At 43.7% G+C, this 18036-nt stretch carries 18 protein-coding genes; all 18 read left to right on the top strand.

Annotated elements, in window-relative coordinates:
- Positions 1–13 precede the first annotated feature (13 nt).
- The 18 genes from A3M5_RS0103180 (at position 14) to lepB (ending at position 18022) form a co-directional block, all read left to right on the top strand.
- Positions 14–1678: a DAK2 domain-containing protein gene (locus tag A3M5_RS0103180; protein WP_018392310.1), complete on the top strand. Its 1665-nt coding sequence runs from the start codon at positions 14–16 to the stop codon at positions 1676–1678.
- A 57-nt stretch (positions 1679–1735) separates the two neighbouring features.
- Positions 1736–3793, top strand: a complete 2058-nt coding sequence (gene recG, locus A3M5_RS0103185) for an ATP-dependent DNA helicase RecG (protein WP_018392311.1) — start codon at positions 1736–1738, stop codon at positions 3791–3793.
- Positions 3794–3884: 91 nt separating this feature from the next.
- Positions 3885–4475 carry a transcription factor FapR gene (gene fapR / locus A3M5_RS0103190; protein WP_018392312.1) on the top strand — a complete coding sequence of 197 codons (591 nt, stop codon included), beginning with the start codon at positions 3885–3887 and terminating at the stop codon, positions 4473–4475.
- Positions 4459–5460: a phosphate acyltransferase PlsX gene (plsX, locus tag A3M5_RS0103195; protein WP_018392313.1), complete on the top strand. Its 1002-nt coding sequence runs from the start codon at positions 4459–4461 to the stop codon at positions 5458–5460. Before fapR ends, plsX begins: the two co-directional genes overlap by 17 nt.
- Positions 5460–6407, top strand: a complete 948-nt coding sequence (gene fabD, locus A3M5_RS0103200; protein WP_018392314.1) for an ACP S-malonyltransferase — start codon at positions 5460–5462, stop codon at positions 6405–6407. The genes plsX and fabD overlap by 1 nt, the downstream gene beginning before the upstream one ends.
- Positions 6404–7147: a 3-oxoacyl-[acyl-carrier-protein] reductase gene (fabG, locus tag A3M5_RS0103205; RefSeq protein ID WP_018392315.1), complete on the top strand. Its 744-nt coding sequence runs from the start codon at positions 6404–6406 to the stop codon at positions 7145–7147. Before fabD ends, fabG begins: the two co-directional genes overlap by 4 nt.
- 60 nt (positions 7148–7207) lie before the next feature.
- Positions 7208–7441 (top strand): acyl carrier protein, encoded by a 234-nt coding sequence (gene acpP, locus A3M5_RS0103210; RefSeq protein WP_018392316.1) that lies wholly within the window; start codon positions 7208–7210, stop codon positions 7439–7441.
- Positions 7442–7558: 117 nt separating this feature from the next.
- Positions 7559–8293 (top strand): ribonuclease III, encoded by a 735-nt coding sequence (rnc, locus tag A3M5_RS0103215; protein ID WP_018392317.1) that lies wholly within the window; start codon positions 7559–7561, stop codon positions 8291–8293.
- A gap of 17 nt (positions 8294–8310) precedes the next feature.
- A complete protein-coding gene (smc, locus tag A3M5_RS0103220) occupies positions 8311–11871 on the top strand; it encodes a chromosome segregation protein SMC (protein WP_018392318.1) in 3561 nt (1186 codons plus the stop codon).
- Between the two features lie 21 nt (positions 11872–11892).
- The gene (gene ftsY, locus A3M5_RS0103225) at positions 11893–12912 is read left to right on the top strand and encodes a signal recognition particle-docking protein FtsY (protein ID WP_018392319.1); all 1020 of its coding nucleotides are present in this window, start codon (positions 11893–11895) and stop codon (positions 12910–12912) included.
- A gap of 102 nt (positions 12913–13014) precedes the next feature.
- Positions 13015–13329 carry a putative DNA-binding protein gene (locus tag A3M5_RS0103230; protein ID WP_018392320.1) on the top strand — a complete coding sequence of 105 codons (315 nt, stop codon included), beginning with the start codon at positions 13015–13017 and terminating at the stop codon, positions 13327–13329.
- Positions 13330–13341: 12 nt separating this feature from the next.
- The gene (ffh, locus tag A3M5_RS0103235; RefSeq protein WP_018392321.1) at positions 13342–14691 is read left to right on the top strand and encodes a signal recognition particle protein; all 1350 of its coding nucleotides are present in this window, start codon (positions 13342–13344) and stop codon (positions 14689–14691) included.
- Between the two features lie 212 nt (positions 14692–14903).
- Positions 14904–15176 carry a 30S ribosomal protein S16 gene (gene rpsP, locus A3M5_RS0103240; RefSeq protein ID WP_018392322.1) on the top strand — a complete coding sequence of 91 codons (273 nt, stop codon included), beginning with the start codon at positions 14904–14906 and terminating at the stop codon, positions 15174–15176.
- An 82-nt stretch (positions 15177–15258) separates the two neighbouring features.
- Positions 15259–15648 (top strand): YlqD family protein, encoded by a 390-nt coding sequence (locus tag A3M5_RS0103245; protein ID WP_018392323.1) that lies wholly within the window; start codon positions 15259–15261, stop codon positions 15646–15648.
- 5 nt (positions 15649–15653) lie between these two features.
- Positions 15654–16172, top strand: a complete 519-nt coding sequence (gene rimM / locus A3M5_RS0103250; RefSeq protein ID WP_018392324.1) for a ribosome maturation factor RimM — start codon at positions 15654–15656, stop codon at positions 16170–16172.
- The gene (gene trmD / locus A3M5_RS0103255; RefSeq protein WP_018392325.1) at positions 16169–16909 is read left to right on the top strand and encodes a tRNA (guanosine(37)-N1)-methyltransferase TrmD; all 741 of its coding nucleotides are present in this window, start codon (positions 16169–16171) and stop codon (positions 16907–16909) included. The genes rimM and trmD overlap by 4 nt, the downstream gene beginning before the upstream one ends.
- Positions 16910–17036: 127 nt before the next feature.
- Positions 17037–17384: a 50S ribosomal protein L19 gene (rplS, locus tag A3M5_RS0103260; RefSeq protein WP_018392326.1), complete on the top strand. Its 348-nt coding sequence runs from the start codon at positions 17037–17039 to the stop codon at positions 17382–17384.
- Between the two features lie 98 nt (positions 17385–17482).
- Positions 17483–18022 (top strand): signal peptidase I, encoded by a 540-nt coding sequence (gene lepB / locus A3M5_RS0103265; protein WP_018392327.1) that lies wholly within the window; start codon positions 17483–17485, stop codon positions 18020–18022.
- The last annotated feature ends 14 nt before the right edge of the window (positions 18023–18036 follow it).

An 18036-nucleotide genomic window follows, 5' to 3' on the forward strand; every position in this document is an offset into this window, starting at 1 on the left:
AGGAGGAAACTTCGTGGTGATTAATTCATTGGACGGGGCTAGGCTGGCTAAGATGGTACAAGCCGGTGCACAGCATCTATCAGCGAATGCTGCAATGGTGGATGCGCTGAACGTTTTCCCGGTTCCAGACGGAGATACAGGAACAAATATGAATTTGTCTATGACGTCTGGAGCAAAAGAAACGGAACAAAACAAACAAATGCACTTTGGCAAAACAGCGGAAGCGCTCGCAAAAGGGCTTTTAATGGGGGCGCGTGGAAACTCGGGTGTGATTTTATCGCAGCTGTTCCGCGGGTTTTCAAAAGCGGTTGCGGGTAAACAGGAAGTAACAGCCATTGAATTGGCTGCTGCCTTTGAAGCTGGCGTTCAGACAGCGTATAAAGCGGTCATGAAACCGGTTGAAGGAACGATTTTAACCGTTGCTAAAGATGCGGCGAAAAAAGCAGTAGCGACAGCGCAGACTGAAACAAATATTGTCGCTATTGTCGAAGCGCTTGTAGAAGAGGGACAGGCTTCGTTAAATCGGACGCCTGATCTTTTGCCTGTATTAAAAGAAGTCGGTGTTGTCGACAGCGGCGGTCAGGGACTTCTGCTTGTGTACGAAGGATTCCTTGCTGGATTAAAAGGAGAAGCACTTCCGACAGCGCTCTCGACGCGTCAAGATTTTACAGACATTGTCAGTGCTGAACATCATAAAAGCGTTCAAAGCTTTATGAATACAAAAGACATTGAATTCGGCTATTGCACGGAGTTTATGGTGAAGTTTGATGATGAAAGACTAGCAAAACATCCGTTTTCAGAAGAAGGATTCCGTGATGAATTAAGTGAATATGGGGACTCACTGCTCGTCATTTCAGATGATGAAATGGTGAAAGTGCACATTCATGCAGAGTATCCGGGTGACGTACTGACAGTTGGACAAAAATATGGCAGTTTAATCAATATGAAAATTGAAAATATGCGTGAACAGCATAGTGCTATTACAGGGGGATCCGTTAAAGAACCAAAACGAGCAGAAAAAGCCCGTTATGGTGTCGTTACTGTCGCAATGGGCGCAGGTGTTGCAGAACTGTTTAAAAGCATCGGCGCTACATTTGTCATCGAAGGCGGACAAACGATGAATCCATCAACGGAAGATATCGTAAAAGCCATTCATGATTCTCATGCGGATCACGTCATCCTATTACCAAATAATAAAAATATTGTTATGGCAGCAGAACAAGCAGCAGAGATATCTGGAGCAAGTGTTATCGTTATACCGACAAAAACGGTTCCTCAAGGTCTTGCAGCACTGCTCGCTTTTAATCCGGATGGAGACGAGCAGACGAATAAAAGTGCGATGACAAGCGCTGCCGGCTATGTGAAGACAGGACAGATCACATATGCCGTCCGCGATACGAGCATCGATGGTATTGACATTAAGAAAAACGACTTTATAGGGCTTGCAGAAGGAAAAATTACAGTGACAAATCAAAATAAAATGACAGCTGTGACAGAACTTCTTGAGACTCTTCTCGAAGATGAATCAGAAATTGTGACCGTCATTTATGGACAGGATGCAACGGAGATAGAAGTCGAGCAAGTCGTATTTTATATTAAGGAGAAATTTCCCGATACTGAAGTGGAAATCCATAACGGGCAGCAGCCGCTTTATCCGTTTATTTTCTCGATTGAATAATAATGAGAGAGGGAGAGATCTCTCTCTTTTTCTTATTTTTAGAAAGGGGGGAACGATGTGAATAAAGCCGAATCACCGTTACAGCTGCCGGTAAGTGTTTTAAATGGAGCGGGAAAAGAAACGGAGATGTCACTTGCAAGTATTGGTGTATTAACGGTCGGTGATTTAATGGAATTCGTGCCAGCCCGGTATGATGATACGCGTTTAAAAAGCCCGTCCGATGCCGCACATGACGAGAAAGTGACAATTGAAGGAACGATTCAAACAGAGCCGTCTGTCATGTACTATGGAAAAAAGAAATCACGACTCACATTTAAGATGCTTTCTGGTTCGCATGTAATTAATGTTACGTTTTTTAATCAGCCATATTTAAAGAAAAAAGCGGGTATCGGCGATACAGTAACAGTGACCGGGAAATGGGATCGCCATCGTCTGGCGTTATCTGGTCAAGTACTTGAAGTAGGACAGTACAGACGCGAGACGGATTTTGAAGCAGTTTATTTGCTAAGAAATGCCATTCCGCTTAAATTATTTCGTAAATTGGTTTTGCAGGCCATTGAGTTATATGGTTTATACATTGAAGAAACATTGCCGGCGGATCTTCTGCAGAAATACCGGCTTATGGAACGGAAAGAGGCGATCAGGGCGCTTCATTTCCCAGAATCACAGGAAGAAATGAAACAAGCCCGGCGTCGTTTTGTCTATGAAGAATTTTTTTATTTTCAATTGAAAATGCAGGCACTCCGCAAAGTGATCCGTGAGCAATCGGGTGGCATTGTGCAAAAATATGATCTCGCCAAATTAAAAAAATTGATTGATTCTTTGCCATTTGAACTGACGAATGCGCAGAAAAAAGCGGTGAATGAAATTTGTGCAGATATGAAATCACCTTATCGAATGAACCGGCTCTTGCAAGGAGATGTGGGAAGCGGTAAAACAGCTGTGGCGACACTGGCATTGTACGCTTCTGTCACAGCAGGTTATCAGGGAGCACTTATGGTCCCAACGGAAATTTTAGCCGAGCAGCATGCAAAATCGCTTCATGATATGCTTGAATCGTTCGGCATTCATACAGCTCTTTTAACGGGAACAGTCAAAGGGAAAAAACGGAGGGCACTTCTTGAGGCACTTGCTTCGGGGGAGATCGATATTTTAATTGGAACGCATGCGCTCATTCAAGATGACGTTTTGTTTCACAACCTAGGTCTGGTTATCACGGATGAACAGCATCGCTTCGGTGTTAACCAGCGCCGCGTTTTGCGGGCGAAAGGGAAAAATCCAGATGTGTTGTTTATGACAGCCACACCGATTCCGAGAACACTTGCGATTACTGTATTTGGTGAAATGGACGTGTCGATTATTAACGAAATGCCGGCAGGGCGAAAAGCGATCGAAACATATTGGGCAAAAGAAGAAATGCTTGGCCGCGTACTTGATTTTACCGAAAAAGAATTGAGCAAAGGGAGACAGGCCTATGTTATCTGTCCGCTCATTGAAGAATCAGAAAAGCTTGATTTTCAAAATGCACTCGACGTTCATGCACAATTAAGCAGTTATTATGATGGGAAATTTGCAGTTGGCCTCATGCACGGCCGTCTGTCGGGCGATGAAAAAGAGGCGGTCATGAAATCATTCAGTGCCAATGAATTGAACATACTTGTATCAACGACGGTCGTTGAAGTCGGTGTAAATGTACCAAACGCGACGGTGATGATTATATATGATGCGGAACGATTTGGTTTGTCGCAGCTTCATCAGCTGCGAGGACGTGTTGGACGCGGATCCGAGCAGTCGTATTGTATGCTTATTGCGGATCCAAAATCGGAAACAGGAAAAGAACGGATGACTGCCATGACAGAAACAAATGATGGATTTGTCCTCAGTGAAAAAGATTTAGAGCTACGCGGACCGGGCGATTTTTTCGGTCGAAAGCAAAGTGGATTGCCTGAATTCAAAATGGCCGATATGGTTCATGACTATCGGGCGCTTGAGACAGCACGGGAAGATGCAAAGACATTCATTGGCTCTCCATCATTCTGGACAGGCGATGAATATCATCTTTTACGGGCTATGTTAACAGAATCGGGTGTACTGTCTGATGAAAAGCTTGACTAAGAATGCAAGATTATCCTTGCATTCTTTTTTTGTTGTCTCTATACTAACTTTAGTACCTAGTCCTAATATCGGATGGATGGTGGCAAATAAAATGAGAAGAACAAAAAAAGAGCGGCAGGAACATCTTCAGGAAACGATTCAGGCTAATCCTTTTGTGACTGATGAAGAGCTGGCGGGTCAATTTCATGTCAGTGTCCAAACGATCCGACTTGACCGGATGGAGCTATCTATTCCTGAATTGCGTGAACGAATAAAATACGTAGCAGAACGAAACATGGATGATGAAGTGAGATCTCTTCCGATTGAAGAAGTAATCGGTGATATTATTGACATTGAACTTGATAAAAGTGCGATTTCGATTTTCGATGTAAAAAAAGAACATGTATTTACACGAAATGGCATTGCGCGTGGTCATCACTTATTCGCTCAGGCAAATTCCCTTGCTGTTGCCGTTATTAATGACGAAATGGCGCTGACGAGAAAAGCAGATATCCAGTTTACACGTCCGGTAAGAGAAGATGAGCGCATTGTGGCAAAAGCGAAAGTGATCCGCACGGAAAAATTGCAAACAATAGTGAAAGTATCAAGTTTTGTCGGCACCGAACTTGTTTTCCGTGGAGAATTCTCCATGTTCCGCGCGCCGTTACCAGATAAGGAGGGCCAAGATGAAACTGGCAATTGATGCAATGGGCGGCGACAATGCACCGGAGCAAATCATTCTTGGGGTGAATCGGGCATTGAAGCAAATACCAGAACTCGAATTAATCGTGTTCGGAGATGAACAGAAAATACGTACATATTTAGACGTGAATAGCCGAGTGGAAGTTATTCATGCACCAGATGTTATTCTAGGCACTGACGAGCCGGTTCGGGCTGTTCGGAGGAAGAGGGAGTCATCGCTCGTAATGATGGCATCGGCGATCGCCAATAATGAAGCTTCGGCATGTGTATCCGCCGGTAATACAGGAGCGTTAATGGCTGCAGGGCTTTTCATCGTTAGCCGTATAGATGGTATTGAACGGCCTGCACTTGCCCCAACTTTGCCGACAATTGATGGTCAAGGATTCGTCCTACTTGATGCGGGTGCTAATTCGGATGCAAAACCAGAGCACTTGCTTCAATATGCTGTTATGGGCTCTGTTTATGCGGAAAAAGTGCGGGGCATTGACCATCCGCGCGTCGGCTTGCTGAATATCGGTACAGAAGAGAAAAAAGGGAACGAATTGACGAAAGCCGCTTTCGCTCTTTTAAGTGAAGCAGGTGATCTTAACTTTATCGGCAACGTTGAATCACGTGATTTGCTGAATGGAGTGGCTGACGTTGTCGTAACAGATGGGTTCACAGGCAACATGGTATTAAAAACAATCGAAGGAACAGCGCTATCTGTTTTCTCGATGTTAAAAACGGCTTTCACCTCTTCAACAAAATCAAAAGTCGGTGCTGTTTTGTTAAAAGATGAGCTGCGCAAATTGAAAAACAAAATGGATTATGCAGAATATGGCGGTGCCGGCCTTTTTGGCTTAAAAGCACCTGTTATTAAAGCGCACGGTTCATCGGATGCAAATGCATTTTTTCATGCGATTGAGCAGGCATACAAAATGGCGAAATCAAACGTACCAGCAATTATTGAAACACAAATTTCCAGTAGGAAGGAAGATTCAAACTAATGGGGAAAATTGCTTTTGTTTTTCCGGGACAAGGATCACAAACGGTTGGAATGGGGAAATCACTTGCGGATCAGCATGAAGACATCCGTGCGATGCTCGATCAAGCAGACGAAAAACTCGGGTATTCGTTAACGGATATTATGTTTAATGGTCCAGATGAGCAGCTAACGTTAACAACAAATGCACAGCCAGCTCTTTTAGCAACGAGTATGGCCGTATTAAGACGCTTTGAAACGGTTGGTATTGTACCGGACTTTACAGCAGGTCACAGTCTTGGTGAGTATACCGCTCTTGCAGCGGCAGGTGCTATTACATTTGAAAAAGCTGTCGTTGCTGTCCATCAGCGCGGGAAGTTGATGGAAGAAGCAGTCCCAGCAGGTCTCGGTGCAATGGCAGCAGTCCTCGGTATGGACCGCGATTCACTTGAAGAAGTGATGAAAGAAATCTCAAACAGCGGTGCTGTTGTGGCTGCAGCGAATTTTAACTGTCCGGGCCAAATTGTCATTTCTGGTTCAAAAGAAGGCGTTGAAAAAGCGTCAGAACGATTAAAAGAAAAAGGCGCTAAGCGGGTTATTCCACTTAACGTCAGTGGTCCATTCCATTCTCCGTTTATGAAACCAGCGGCCGAAAAATTGCGTGCAGTGCTTGATGCTGCAAACATTCAATCGAGCAAAGTACCGGTTATGGCCAATGTCGATGCGAAACCTGTGACAGATGCGGAAACGATTAAAGAAAATCTCGTTCGCCAGCTTTATTCGCCTGTTTTATGGGAAGACAGCGTAAATGCACTATTGAACGAAGGCGTAGATACGTTTATTGAAATTGGTTCAGGTACAGTGCTATCGGGATTAATAAAAAAAGTAAATCGCCGCGTGCGTACGTTTGCGGTGAGCGATGAGGAATCGATTATGAAAACAGCGGCAGCGCTGAAGGAGGAAGCAAAATGAATCTTGATGGAAAAATAGCACTTGTCACCGGTGCATCACGTGGAATTGGCAAAGCGATTGCGCTTGAACTAGCGCGACTCGGCGCTGATGTAGTAATTAACTATGCAGGCAATGAACAAAAAGCAAAGGACGTTTCAGAAGAAATTAAAGCGATAGGCCGTCGGTCATTCATCATTCAGTGCGATATTTCCGATAGCGATGCTGTTCAGTCAATGGTGAAAGAAACAGTGGATCAATTCGGCCGTCTTGATATTCTTGTCAACAATGCAGGCATCACGCGTGATAACTTACTTATGCGTATGAAAGAGCAAGAGTGGGATGACGTTATTGATACGAATTTAAAAGGTGTATTCCTTTGTACAAAAGCGGTGACACGTCAGATGATGAAACAGAGGAGCGGCCGAATTATTAACATTTCTTCTGTAGTCGGTCGAATCGGCAATGCGGGTCAAGCAAACTACACAGCGGCCAAAGCGGGAGTGATTGGTTTGACGAAAGCGTCAGCACGTGAACTAGCAGCGCGGGGTATTACCGTCAATGCAATTGCACCAGGCTTTATTGCAACAGATATGACCGATGAACTGCCAATTGAAGCAAAAGAGCAGTTAATTGGGCAAATCCCGCTAGGCACGCTTGGTGAAGTGGAAGATATCGCGGCTGCGGCTGCATTTTTAGCGAGTGATGGGGCTAAATATATTACGGGCCAAGTCATTGGTGTCGATGGCGGCATGGCAATGTAAGAAAAGACGTGTTCTAAGACTGCAAATCGACTATAATACATTGAAGGGAGGTGAATCATAGTGGCAGATGTATTAGAACGTGTAACGAAAATTATCGTCGATCGTCTAGGCGTGGAAGAATCACAAGTTAACCTTGATGCGAAATTCAAGGAAGATCTTGGTGCGGATTCTCTTGACGTTGTTGAGCTTGTTATGGAGCTGGAAGACGAATTTGATGTAGAAATTTCCGATGATGACGCGGAAAAAATTACGACGGTAGGCGACGCTGTAACATACATAAACAGCAAAAACTAATCGTCCATTAATGGCAGATCCGCTAGTGCGGGTCTGCTTTTTCAATTGTCTTTGCGCTATGCATTTTTTTCAGCTAAACTGTTTTTGTATGCATTTTAACTTTTCGGAGGAACATCAATGAAGAAAACAAATCGGGAGCGTTATTCCGAACGGAAAGATATGGAATTTGAACAATTTCAAGAAACCATGGATATCCGTTTTCAAAACGAATCATTATTAAAACAAGCATTTACCCATTCATCATATGTGAATGAGCATCGGAGAAAACCATACGAAGACAATGAGCGGCTCGAATTTCTTGGGGATGCTGTACTAGAATTGACCGTATCGCAATTTTTATATAAAACATATCCGGTCATGTCTGAAGGGGAATTGACGAAATTACGTGCAGCTGTCGTCTGTGAACCGTCACTTGTCACGTTTGCAAATGAACTTGAATTTGGCAAGCTCATTTTACTTGGAAAGGGAGAAGAAATGACCGGCGGAAGAATGCGTCCAGCTCTTCTAGCCGATGTATTTGAATCCTTTGTCGGTGCGCTTTATTTAGATCAGGGAATGGAAGCTGTTATTCCATTTTTAGAACGGGTTGTCTTTCCTAAAATCAGCGCCGGTGCTTTTTCTCATGTGATGGATTTTAAAAGCCAGTTGCAGGAATATGTCCAGCGTGAATTAAAAGGAGCACCCACGTACTGCATTTTAGAAGAAAAAGGTCCAGCGCATCATAAAGAATTTGTCACTGAAGTGTCACTAAATGGAACAGTGCTTGGCCGTGGTGCCGGCCGATCGAAAAAAGAAGCAGAACAGTTCGCGGCGCAAATGGCGCTAGAAAACATGAAACAACAATCGAATTAGAAGACAGGTGGATAGGCATGATCCTGAAAAAGCTGGATATTGCGGGATTTAAATCATTTGCTGGAAAGGTGTCGCTCGAATTTATGCCTGGCGTAACCGCGGTTGTCGGCCCAAACGGTTCCGGTAAAAGTAACATTACGGAAGCCATTCGCTGGGTGCTTGGCGAACAATCGGCGAAAAGTTTACGCGGAGGGAGAATGGAAGATGTCATTTTTTCCGGCAGTGATTCAAGAAGGAAATTGAACGAAGCTGCTGTTACGATTACGCTTGATAACAAGGATGGTGCGCTGCCGTTGGAATACAGCGAAGTAAGCATCATGCGCCGCGTAAATCGGAACGGCGACAGCGATTATTTTATTAATAAGCAAAGCTGTCGTCTGAAAGATATTATTGAATTATTTATGGATTCAGGTCTCGGCCGTGGTGCCTTTTCAATTATTGGACAAGGCCGCGTTGATGAAATTTTGAACAGTCGTCCGGAAGAAAGACGGTCGATTTTTGAAGAAGCAGCCGGGGTGTTGAAATATAAAACGCGTAAAAAACAGGCAGAACAAAAACTTAAGGAAACAGAAGAGAATGTAAGCCGCGTGAACGATATTTTGCATGAACTTGAACAACGGGTCGAACCGCTTGAAATGCAGGCGTCTGCGGCCAGAGATTATTTGGAGAAAAAAGCTGAGTTAAAAGAAATTGAGGCGGGAGTATGGGCACATGATATCGCCCAATCTCATACGGAATGGGAACATCAAAAAGAAGAAAAAAAGCGAAATGAACAAAAGGCAGCCGGATTGTCCGAACAAGTAGAATCTTCTGAGACATTAATGAAAACCATGGAACAGGATTTGAAGCAGCTTGGTGAACAGGAAGAGGCTGCTCAGCAAAATTTACTCATCATTATTGAATCACTTGAAAAAATTGAAGGAAAACGCCGGCTTATGGATGAGCGTCTAAAAAATGCATCATACAACGAAGAACGACTGGCAAAATCAATCGAAGAAGCAGAGCGAAAACGTTTATCTTTGAAAGCATCAAGAGAAGAAGCAAGCAAACTTGCAAAATTAAAGAGAGAAGAACTTGAAAAGCTAAAGCGTGAAGCAATAGAAAAAGAGACACTTTTTCAAGCTTTTTCCGAAAATACTGAAGAAAAACTGGAATCGTTAAAATCAGACTACATTGATCATTTAAATCGCGCAGCGGCAGCGAAAAATGAGCTGCGTGAGATTGATCGGCAGTTCGAGCGGCTTACATTACGATTAACCCGTCTTGGCGGTAGCAATAATCAATACTTGCACGAACGCGAATTACTTGAAGAAGAAAAACAGAAGCTTGAGCAAGCACGGGTAGCAGCCGAACAGAAACTGAATGAGCATAACGCTTATTATAGAGAAGCAAAAAAAGAACGTGATGCCGCAAAAGAAACAATCGAAAAACGACGCACTGCTCTATATAAAGCGTATCAAATTTTGCAGGAAGCATTGTCCCGCCGTGATTTGCTGTCGTCGCTAGAAAATGAGTATGCCGGTTTTTATTCTGGTGTAAAAGAAGTATTAAAAGAAAAAAACAATCGGCTGCTTGGCGTAATCGGCGCTGCTGCTGAACTGATCCGTGTCCCGAAAGAATATGAACTAGCAATCGAAACCGCTCTTGGCGGTGCACTGCAGCATATTTTTGTGACAGACGAGCAGTCTGCGCGCGCAGCGATTGCATTTTTGAAAAAAAACAAATACGGAAGAGCGACATTTTTACCGCTTTCGACGGTGAAAGAAAAAACACTTCCGGATCATATACTGTCAACCATTCGCCAGGAAAAAGGATTTCTCGGTACAGCGAATGAACTTGCTGATTACGATAAGCAATATGCCAGGGCAGCTGGTCATTTGCTTGGAAATGTTATTATTGCAGCTTCACTAGAAGAAGCAAATCATATTGCCCGCAAAATAAATCAACGTTACCGTATTGTAACTGTAGACGGTGATGTTGTGAATGCAGGCGGTTCAATGACAGGCGGCTCTGTGAAAAAAACAGGCGTATCGTTAATTGGGCGGAAAAATGAACTCGATACATTGAACAGCCAGATCGAAGCGATGGAGCGAAAAACAGCATCCGCTGAACAAGACGTAAAATCTTTGCAAATTCGTTCTGCTGAGCAAGATCAACATGTGCAGAAGCTGGAAGAAACGGGTGAAATGTACCGACAGTCATTGCAGGAAGTGAAAAACCAGCTATTGGAATGGTCATTTAACGAACAGTCCATCAATGATCGTTTAGCTGTATATGATGCAGAAAAACGGGAGTTTGATGATGAAAAAACTTTTCTGCAAAAAAGAAAAAAAGAAGTGGAATTAACGCTGAAAGAAGAACAAGAGTCTATTCAATCACTTGATCGTCAAATAGCTTCACTTGAATCAAAGCGGAAATCAGCCTCTGCCGAGCGTGAAAATCTCGCAGTGGAATTGAATGTACTTCGTCCGAAAATCGCGGTATTGGGTGAACAGCTTGACTATAAAAAAGAGCAGGAAACCCGTCTTCTTTCGGAATGGACAGATGTAGAAGAAATGTATGAACAGCTTTTAGAAGAGCGTTCGTTTATTCAGAGTGAACAAAGCAACAGCGGTACAACAGGTGTAACACTTGCCCGACAGTCAGAAGAACGGTCAGCTGAAAAAGATCGGACTGTCAAAGAGATTACCCGAATAAAATCAACACGTTTGAAAAAAACGGCAGAACTTGAACAAAAAACAAAATCATTAACCGAGTCCCGCCGCCTGTTAAAAGGATTATCTGAAGCACTGCGTGAGCATGATGTGAAAATCGCCCGTCTTGAAATGGAAATGGATTCACTTCTACAAAAACTAAATGAGTATTATTCGCTTACATTTGAAGAAGCGCAGCGTGATTATCCGCTCAACAGCCCGCTTGATGAAGCGAAACGACACATACGGTTAATAAAAAAAACGATTGAAGAACTCGGCGAAGTAAATATTGGTGCGATTGAAGAATATGAGACGACATTTGCCCGTGTAACTTTTTTGTGTGATCAGAAAACAGATCTTGAAGAGGCAAAAGCAACATTGCGTGATGTTATGGATGAGATGGACATAGAAATGACGCGGCGTTTTGCAGAAACATTTGACGCGATTAAGGCGGAATTTCAGCCAGCCTTTACACAGCTATTTGGCGGTGGCCGGGCAGAGCTAAAATTAACGGATCCGAAAAATATTCTTCATTCCGGTGTTGATATTTCGGCCATGCCTCCAGGGAAAAAATTGCAGCATTTAAGTTTGCTTTCAGGCGGTGAACGGGCACTCACAGCGATTGCGCTGTTATTTGCGATCTTACGTGTGCGTCCTGTACCATTTTGCATTCTTGATGAAGTAGAAGCAGCGCTCGATGAAGTAAATGCACATCGGTTCAGCCGCTATTTAAAACAGTTTAGCGAAAATACGCAGTTTATCGTTATTACGCATCGGAAGCAGACAATGGAAGAAGCAGATGCGCTGTACGGCGTAGCAATGCAGGAGTCGGGCGTGTCAAGTCTCGTATCTGTCCGTCTTGAAGAAGCGGCTGCGTCTATTTAATTTGTGAAAGGAATGAAATAAATGAGCTTTTTTAAAAAATTAAAAGACAAATTTTCCGGTTCAGCAGAACAAGAACAAACAACGGAAAAATATGAGGAAGGCTTAGCGAAAACGCGGACTGGATTTGCAGCAAAAGTAAATAATTTAATCGCCCGTTACCGGAAAATCGATGAAGATTTCTTTGAAGAACTGGAAGAAATTTTAATTGGAGCTGATGTTGGTTTCGATACGGTGATGGAATTGATTGATGAACTGAAATTGGAAGTGAAGCGCCGCAACACGAACGACCCGACAGCGATCCGCGAAATCATTACTGAAAAGTTTGTTGATATTTATTCAGGTAGTGAAGAAGTCGAGTCTGATTTGAACATTCAAGATGGAGAACTGACTGTTATTTTGTTTGTCGGGGTAAACGGTGTCGGCAAAACGACGACGATTGGCAAACTTGCGCATACATTTAAATCAGATGGTAAAAAAGTGATGCTTGCAGCAGGCGATACATTCCGTGCGGGTGCAATCGAACAGCTGGAAGTGTGGGGAGAACGCACCGGCGTTGATGTCATTAAACAGACGGAAGGTTCGGATCCGGCAGCTGTCATGTATGATGCTGTTCGTGCAGCAAAATCACGCGGTGCAGATATTTTACTTTGTGACACGGCGGGACGTTTGCAAAACAAAGTAAATTTAATGAATGAATTACAAAAGGTGAAGCGTGTCATCGAACGAGAAATTCCTAGCGCCCCGCATGAAGTATTGCTTGTCGTGGATGCAACGACCGGTCAAAATGCGCTGATTCAGGCGAAAACGTTTAAAGAAGCGACAGATGTATCAGGTATTGTGTTGACGAAGCTAGATGGCACCGCGAAAGGCGGCATCGTACTTGCTATCCGCAAAGAGCTTGGTGTTCCGGTAAAATTCGTCGGACTTGGTGAAAAAATAGATGACTTGCAGCCGTTTAATGCTGAGAAATATGCATATGGATTATTTGCACAGGCATTTGAAGAAAAGGAAGATAAAAACAACGACGAAGCAAGCGAATAAAAGGAAGTCGGACCGGGTTTTCATCTTTCTTGACAGAAGAGGAAGAAGCAGGTACACTATTTTGGTGTAAAGGTTTTTCACTTAACGAAGGAGAGGACGGCTATGCTTGAAAAAACGATGCGGATGAATTATCTGTCCGATTTTTATCAGATGCTTCTGACCGACAAGCAGCGCAGCTATATGTCCTTATATTACCTGGATGATTACTCGCTCGGCGAAATTGCTGAAGAGTATGGAGTGAGCCGTCAAGCAGTTTATGACAATATAAAACGCACAGAAGCGATGCTTGAAGAATATGAAGCGAAATTAAAGCTGCTAAATAAATTCCAGCAGCGCAAAGAACTGATCGAGCAGCTAAAGGAATGTGCAGATGCGCACTCCTTGCCGCTCGTTCTGGCGCTTGAGGAACTCGAATAGGGGGACTGCATGATGGCGTTTGAAGGATTGGCCGAACGGCTGCAAGGAACGATGCAGAAAATTCGTGGCAAAGGGAAAGTATCTGAAGCCGATGTGAAAGAAATGATGCGTGAAGTGCGTCTGGCGTTACTCGAGGCGGATGTTAACTTTAAAGTTGTGAAAGAATTCGTTAAAAAAGTAAGTGAGCGGTCTGTCGGCCAGGAAGTCATGAAAAGCTTAACACCAGGTCAACAGGTCATTAAAGTTGTAAAAGAAGAACTGACTGAACTGATGGGCGGTGAAGAAAGCCGAATCGGTACGTCAAAACGGCCGCCGACGGTCATCATGATGGTCGGTTTGCAAGGTGCTGGTAAAACGACGACAACCGGAAAACTCGCCAATCTGCTCCGTAAAAAGTACAATCGGAAGCCACTTTTAGTCGCGGCGGATATTTATCGCCCGGCGGCAATTAAACAGCTCGAAACGCTCGGAAAACAGCTGGATATGCCTGTTTTTTCACTAGGTGATCAAGTAAGCCCAGTTGAGATTGCGAAGCAGGCGATTCAAAAAGCGAAAGATGAGCATCTTGATTACATCTTAATCGATACGGCGGGCCGTCTTCACATTGATGAGACGCTCATGGATGAACTGAAACAAATTAAAGAGCTTTCTACGCCGGAAGAAATTTTCCTTGTTGTTGATTCAATGACTGGACAAGATGCTGTAAACGTAGCTGAAAGCTTTAATGAACAGCTTGGCATTACGGGCGTCGTGCTGACAAAATTGGATGGTGATACGCGTGGTGGTGCAGCGCTGTCTATTCGTGCTGTCACTGGAAAACCGATTAAATTTATTGGGATGGGCGAAAAGCTCGATGCGCTAGAGTCGTTTCACCCAGAACGTATGGCTTCACGTATTCTCGGTATGGGTGATGTGCTGACACTTATTGAAAAAGCACAGACGAATGTCGATGAATCGAAAGCGAGAGAGCTCGAGCAAAAAATGCGGACGATGTCGTTCACATTTGACGATTTTCTCGATCAACTCGGACAGGTGCGTTCCATGGGTCCGCTTGATGAAATTTTAAAAATGCTTCCAGGTGCGAACAAAATGAAAGGTCTTAATAACGTGCAAGTCGATGAAAAACAAATCGGCCGCGTTGAAGCCATTATTCGTTCAATGACACGTGAGGAAAAGCAGCAACCGGAGATTATTAATTCAGGACGCCGTAAACGAATTGCAACAGGCAGCGGCACATCGATCCAGGAAGTAAATCGTCTTCTTAAGCAATTTGAGGACATGAAAAAAATGATGAAGCAAATGTCCGCTATGCAGCAAAAAGGCAAGAAAAAAGGCGGCATGCCAAAATTACCGTTTATGTAAGAAAAACGGAGCCGACTGCTCTGGAGTGACAAGCAAAAAGACAGGCTAACGTAATTTATTCAAGGTTCGAAGGCTAAAAAGCGTGGTATCGGGCCGCAACGCCTTCATGACTCACTTTCTATGAGCCTTGTAAAGAAAAAACACTTTACAACACTTTAACTATTTGGTATTATTCTATCTTGTGTGAAACTATTTCGGAGGTGCTTATTAGCATGGCAGTAAAAATTCGTTTAAAACGTATGGGTTCAAAAAGATCCCCATTCTATCGTATCGTAGTAGCAGACGCTCGTTCACCGCGTGATGGCCGTCAAATCGAAACAATCGGCACGTACAACCCGGTAACAAAACCGGCGGAAGTAAAAATTAATGAAGAACTTGCGCTTAAATGGATGCAAGACGGCGCGAAACCGTCTGACACTGTTCGTAACTTGTTCTCAAACGAAGGCATCATGGAAAAATTCCATAATGCAAAATACAGCAAGTAATTCATTGCGAGACGACAATTCCCCAAAAGAAGGATTCTTTTGGGGAATTGCCATTTTTGTTCCATGAAAAGGAGCGGTGAATGTGCACATTTTACAAACAGTATCAGTCGTTCAAGTCGTAACGGAAACGTTAAAGAAGGACCGAATGTATGACTATGAAAGTCGAATGCGCCAGCTGGAACGAGAAACCGCGCAGCTTCTTTTTGAAAAGAAAAAAGCGGAACGTGCGGGATTGAAACAGGTGGATGTTGCTGCGCGATTTCAACAGGAAATTGATCAGCGTCAGGAGAAAATTTCGGTAATTGAATTTCAAATGAGCCAACTGGATCAGCTGCCGATGGGAACCGAATTGAAGGAACGTGATATTCAATCCGTTGTTGAAGTAAAGCCAGGCGACCGTTTTGATGGAGGAGACGGTGATACAATTGTTGTAAAAGATGGTGTTATTATTGAAATCCGCACGCAGAGGTGAATGATATGAGTAAATGGTATAACGTTGGAAAAATCGTCAATACGCATGGACTGCGTGGCGAAGTAAGGGTGCTGTCTCTCACCGATTTTCCAGAAGAACGATATAAAAAAGGCAGTACCCTTTCTATTTTTAAAGAAGGCGGCAAAGAGGGCATTCCAGTTACGATTGATGCACACCGCAAACATAAAACATTTGACTTGCTGACGTTTGAAAATTATACATCAATCCAACTTGTTGAACCGTTTAAAGGCTCAGTTTTAAAAGTACATGAAGATCAGCTCGGTGATCTCGATGAAGGTGAATTCTATTTTCATGAAATTGTCGGTTGTGAAGTAAGAACCGTTGACGGTGGCGTTATTGGCCAGGTGAAAGAAGTGCTTACACCTGGCGCAAATGACGTCTGGGTCGTCAGCCGAATCGGTGGAGATGATGCGTATATTCCGTATATTGATGACGTCGTGAAGTCTGTTGATCCAGATGAAAAAGTCATTATTATTGACCCGATGGACGGGCTGCTCGAATGAAAATCGATGTATTGACGCTGTTTCCGGAAATGTTTCACGGCGTTTTTTCATCATCCATTATGAAGAAAGCAGCGGATAAAGAAAAAGTATCGTTTCGCGCTGTTAATTTCCGTGACTATGCGGACGGAAAACATAAAGTTGTTGATGATTATCCGTATGGGGGCGGTGCGGGCATGGTATTGAAGCCACAGCCGCTATTTGATGCAGTAGAGGCGCTGAAAGAAGAAGCAGAAACGGCTCCGCGCATCATTTTAATGTGTCCACAGGGCGAACGTTATACACAAAAGAAAGCAGAAGAACTTGCACGTGAAGAGCATCTCATTTTTTTGTGCGGCCATTACGAAGGATATGATGAACGGGTTCGTACGCATCTTGTGACGGATGAGATTTCCATTGGCGACTACGTGTTAACGGGAGGAGAGCTTGGCGCAATGGTCGTCGCAGACAGCATTGTACGGCTTTTACCCGGTGTACTTGGCAATGATGATTCTGCTGTGCAGGATTCATTTTCTTCGGGGCTGCTCGAACACCCTCATTACACACGTCCCGCAGATTTTAGAGGGATGAAAGTACCAGATGTCTTAACATCGGGCAATCATCGTCATATCGACGAATGGCGGCGGGAGCAATCGCTGAAGCGCACGTGGGAACGTCGTCCAGATCTGTTTGATCATTGCCCGTTAACAGAAGAAGAAAAACAGTTAATTGATTCATGGAAAATGAAAAATACAACTTGATCTATGCAAAATAATATGATAAAATTTCGCGTGTAGTGTGCAAAAGTGCATAACTACATTAAAACGGTGTTCCGCTGCCGCCGATATGCGCGGGTATGAGCATTTGTTAGAAGGAGAGGAAAACAAAATGAACAAATTGATTCAAGAATTAACTCAGGAGCAGCTTCGTTCTGATCTCCCATCTTTCCGTCCGGGAGACACTGTACGCGTACACGTTAAAGTCGTTGAGGGTACACGTGAGCGTATTCAAGTATATGAAGGCGTTGTAATCAAGCGTCGCGGCGGCGGCGTAAGCGAAACATTTACAGTTCGTAAGATTTCTTACGGCGTGGGCGTTGAGCGTGCATTCCCGCTTCATACACCAAAAATCGCAAAAATTGAAGTAATGCGCCGCGGTAAAGTTCGTCGTGCGAAATTGTACTACTTGCGCAATCTGCGTGGTAAAGCAGCCCGCATTAAAGAAATCAGATACTAAGCGTATTAAAAGGAGTCTGCCTGCAGGCTCCTTTTTCTTTCAGATTTTGCCGGTTGCATGATATGATAATTGTACTTTGTATGGAGGTGTTATCGCGCATGACAGAAGGGAAAAATGAATTTTGGGAATGGACGAAAGCACTGCTCATCGCAGTCGGCATGGCAGCTCTTATTCGATACTTTATATTTGCGCCGATTGTTGTGGACGGTCTATCTATGATGCCGACGCTTGAGAGCGGCGACCGGATGATTGTGAATAAAATGAGCAACCCGGACCGCTTTGATATCGTCGTTTTTCACGCGCCTGAAAATAAAGATTACATCAAACGAGTAATCGGACTTCCAGGCGACACAGTCGAATATATAGACGATGTTTTATATGTAAACGGTAAAGCACTGGATGAACCATATTTAAATGAATACAAAAGCGAAGTAACAGACGGTCCCCTCACACCGGATTTTACACTTGCTGAAATAACCGGACAGGAAACAGTGCCGGACGGTGAAATATTTGTACTTGGTGACAACCGTCGTTTTAGTAAAGACGGTCGGCATATCGGGACGGTTAAAATAGATAAAATCGTTGGAGAAACGAAATTTGTTTATTGGCCATTTGACCAGATCCGTATCGTTGATTAAAAGGTAAAAGGATA

It is taken from the genome of Bacillus sp. 37MA (assembly GCF_000372765.1).
GTDB lineage: Bacteria > Bacillota > Bacilli > Bacillales > Domibacillaceae > Domibacillus > Domibacillus aminovorans.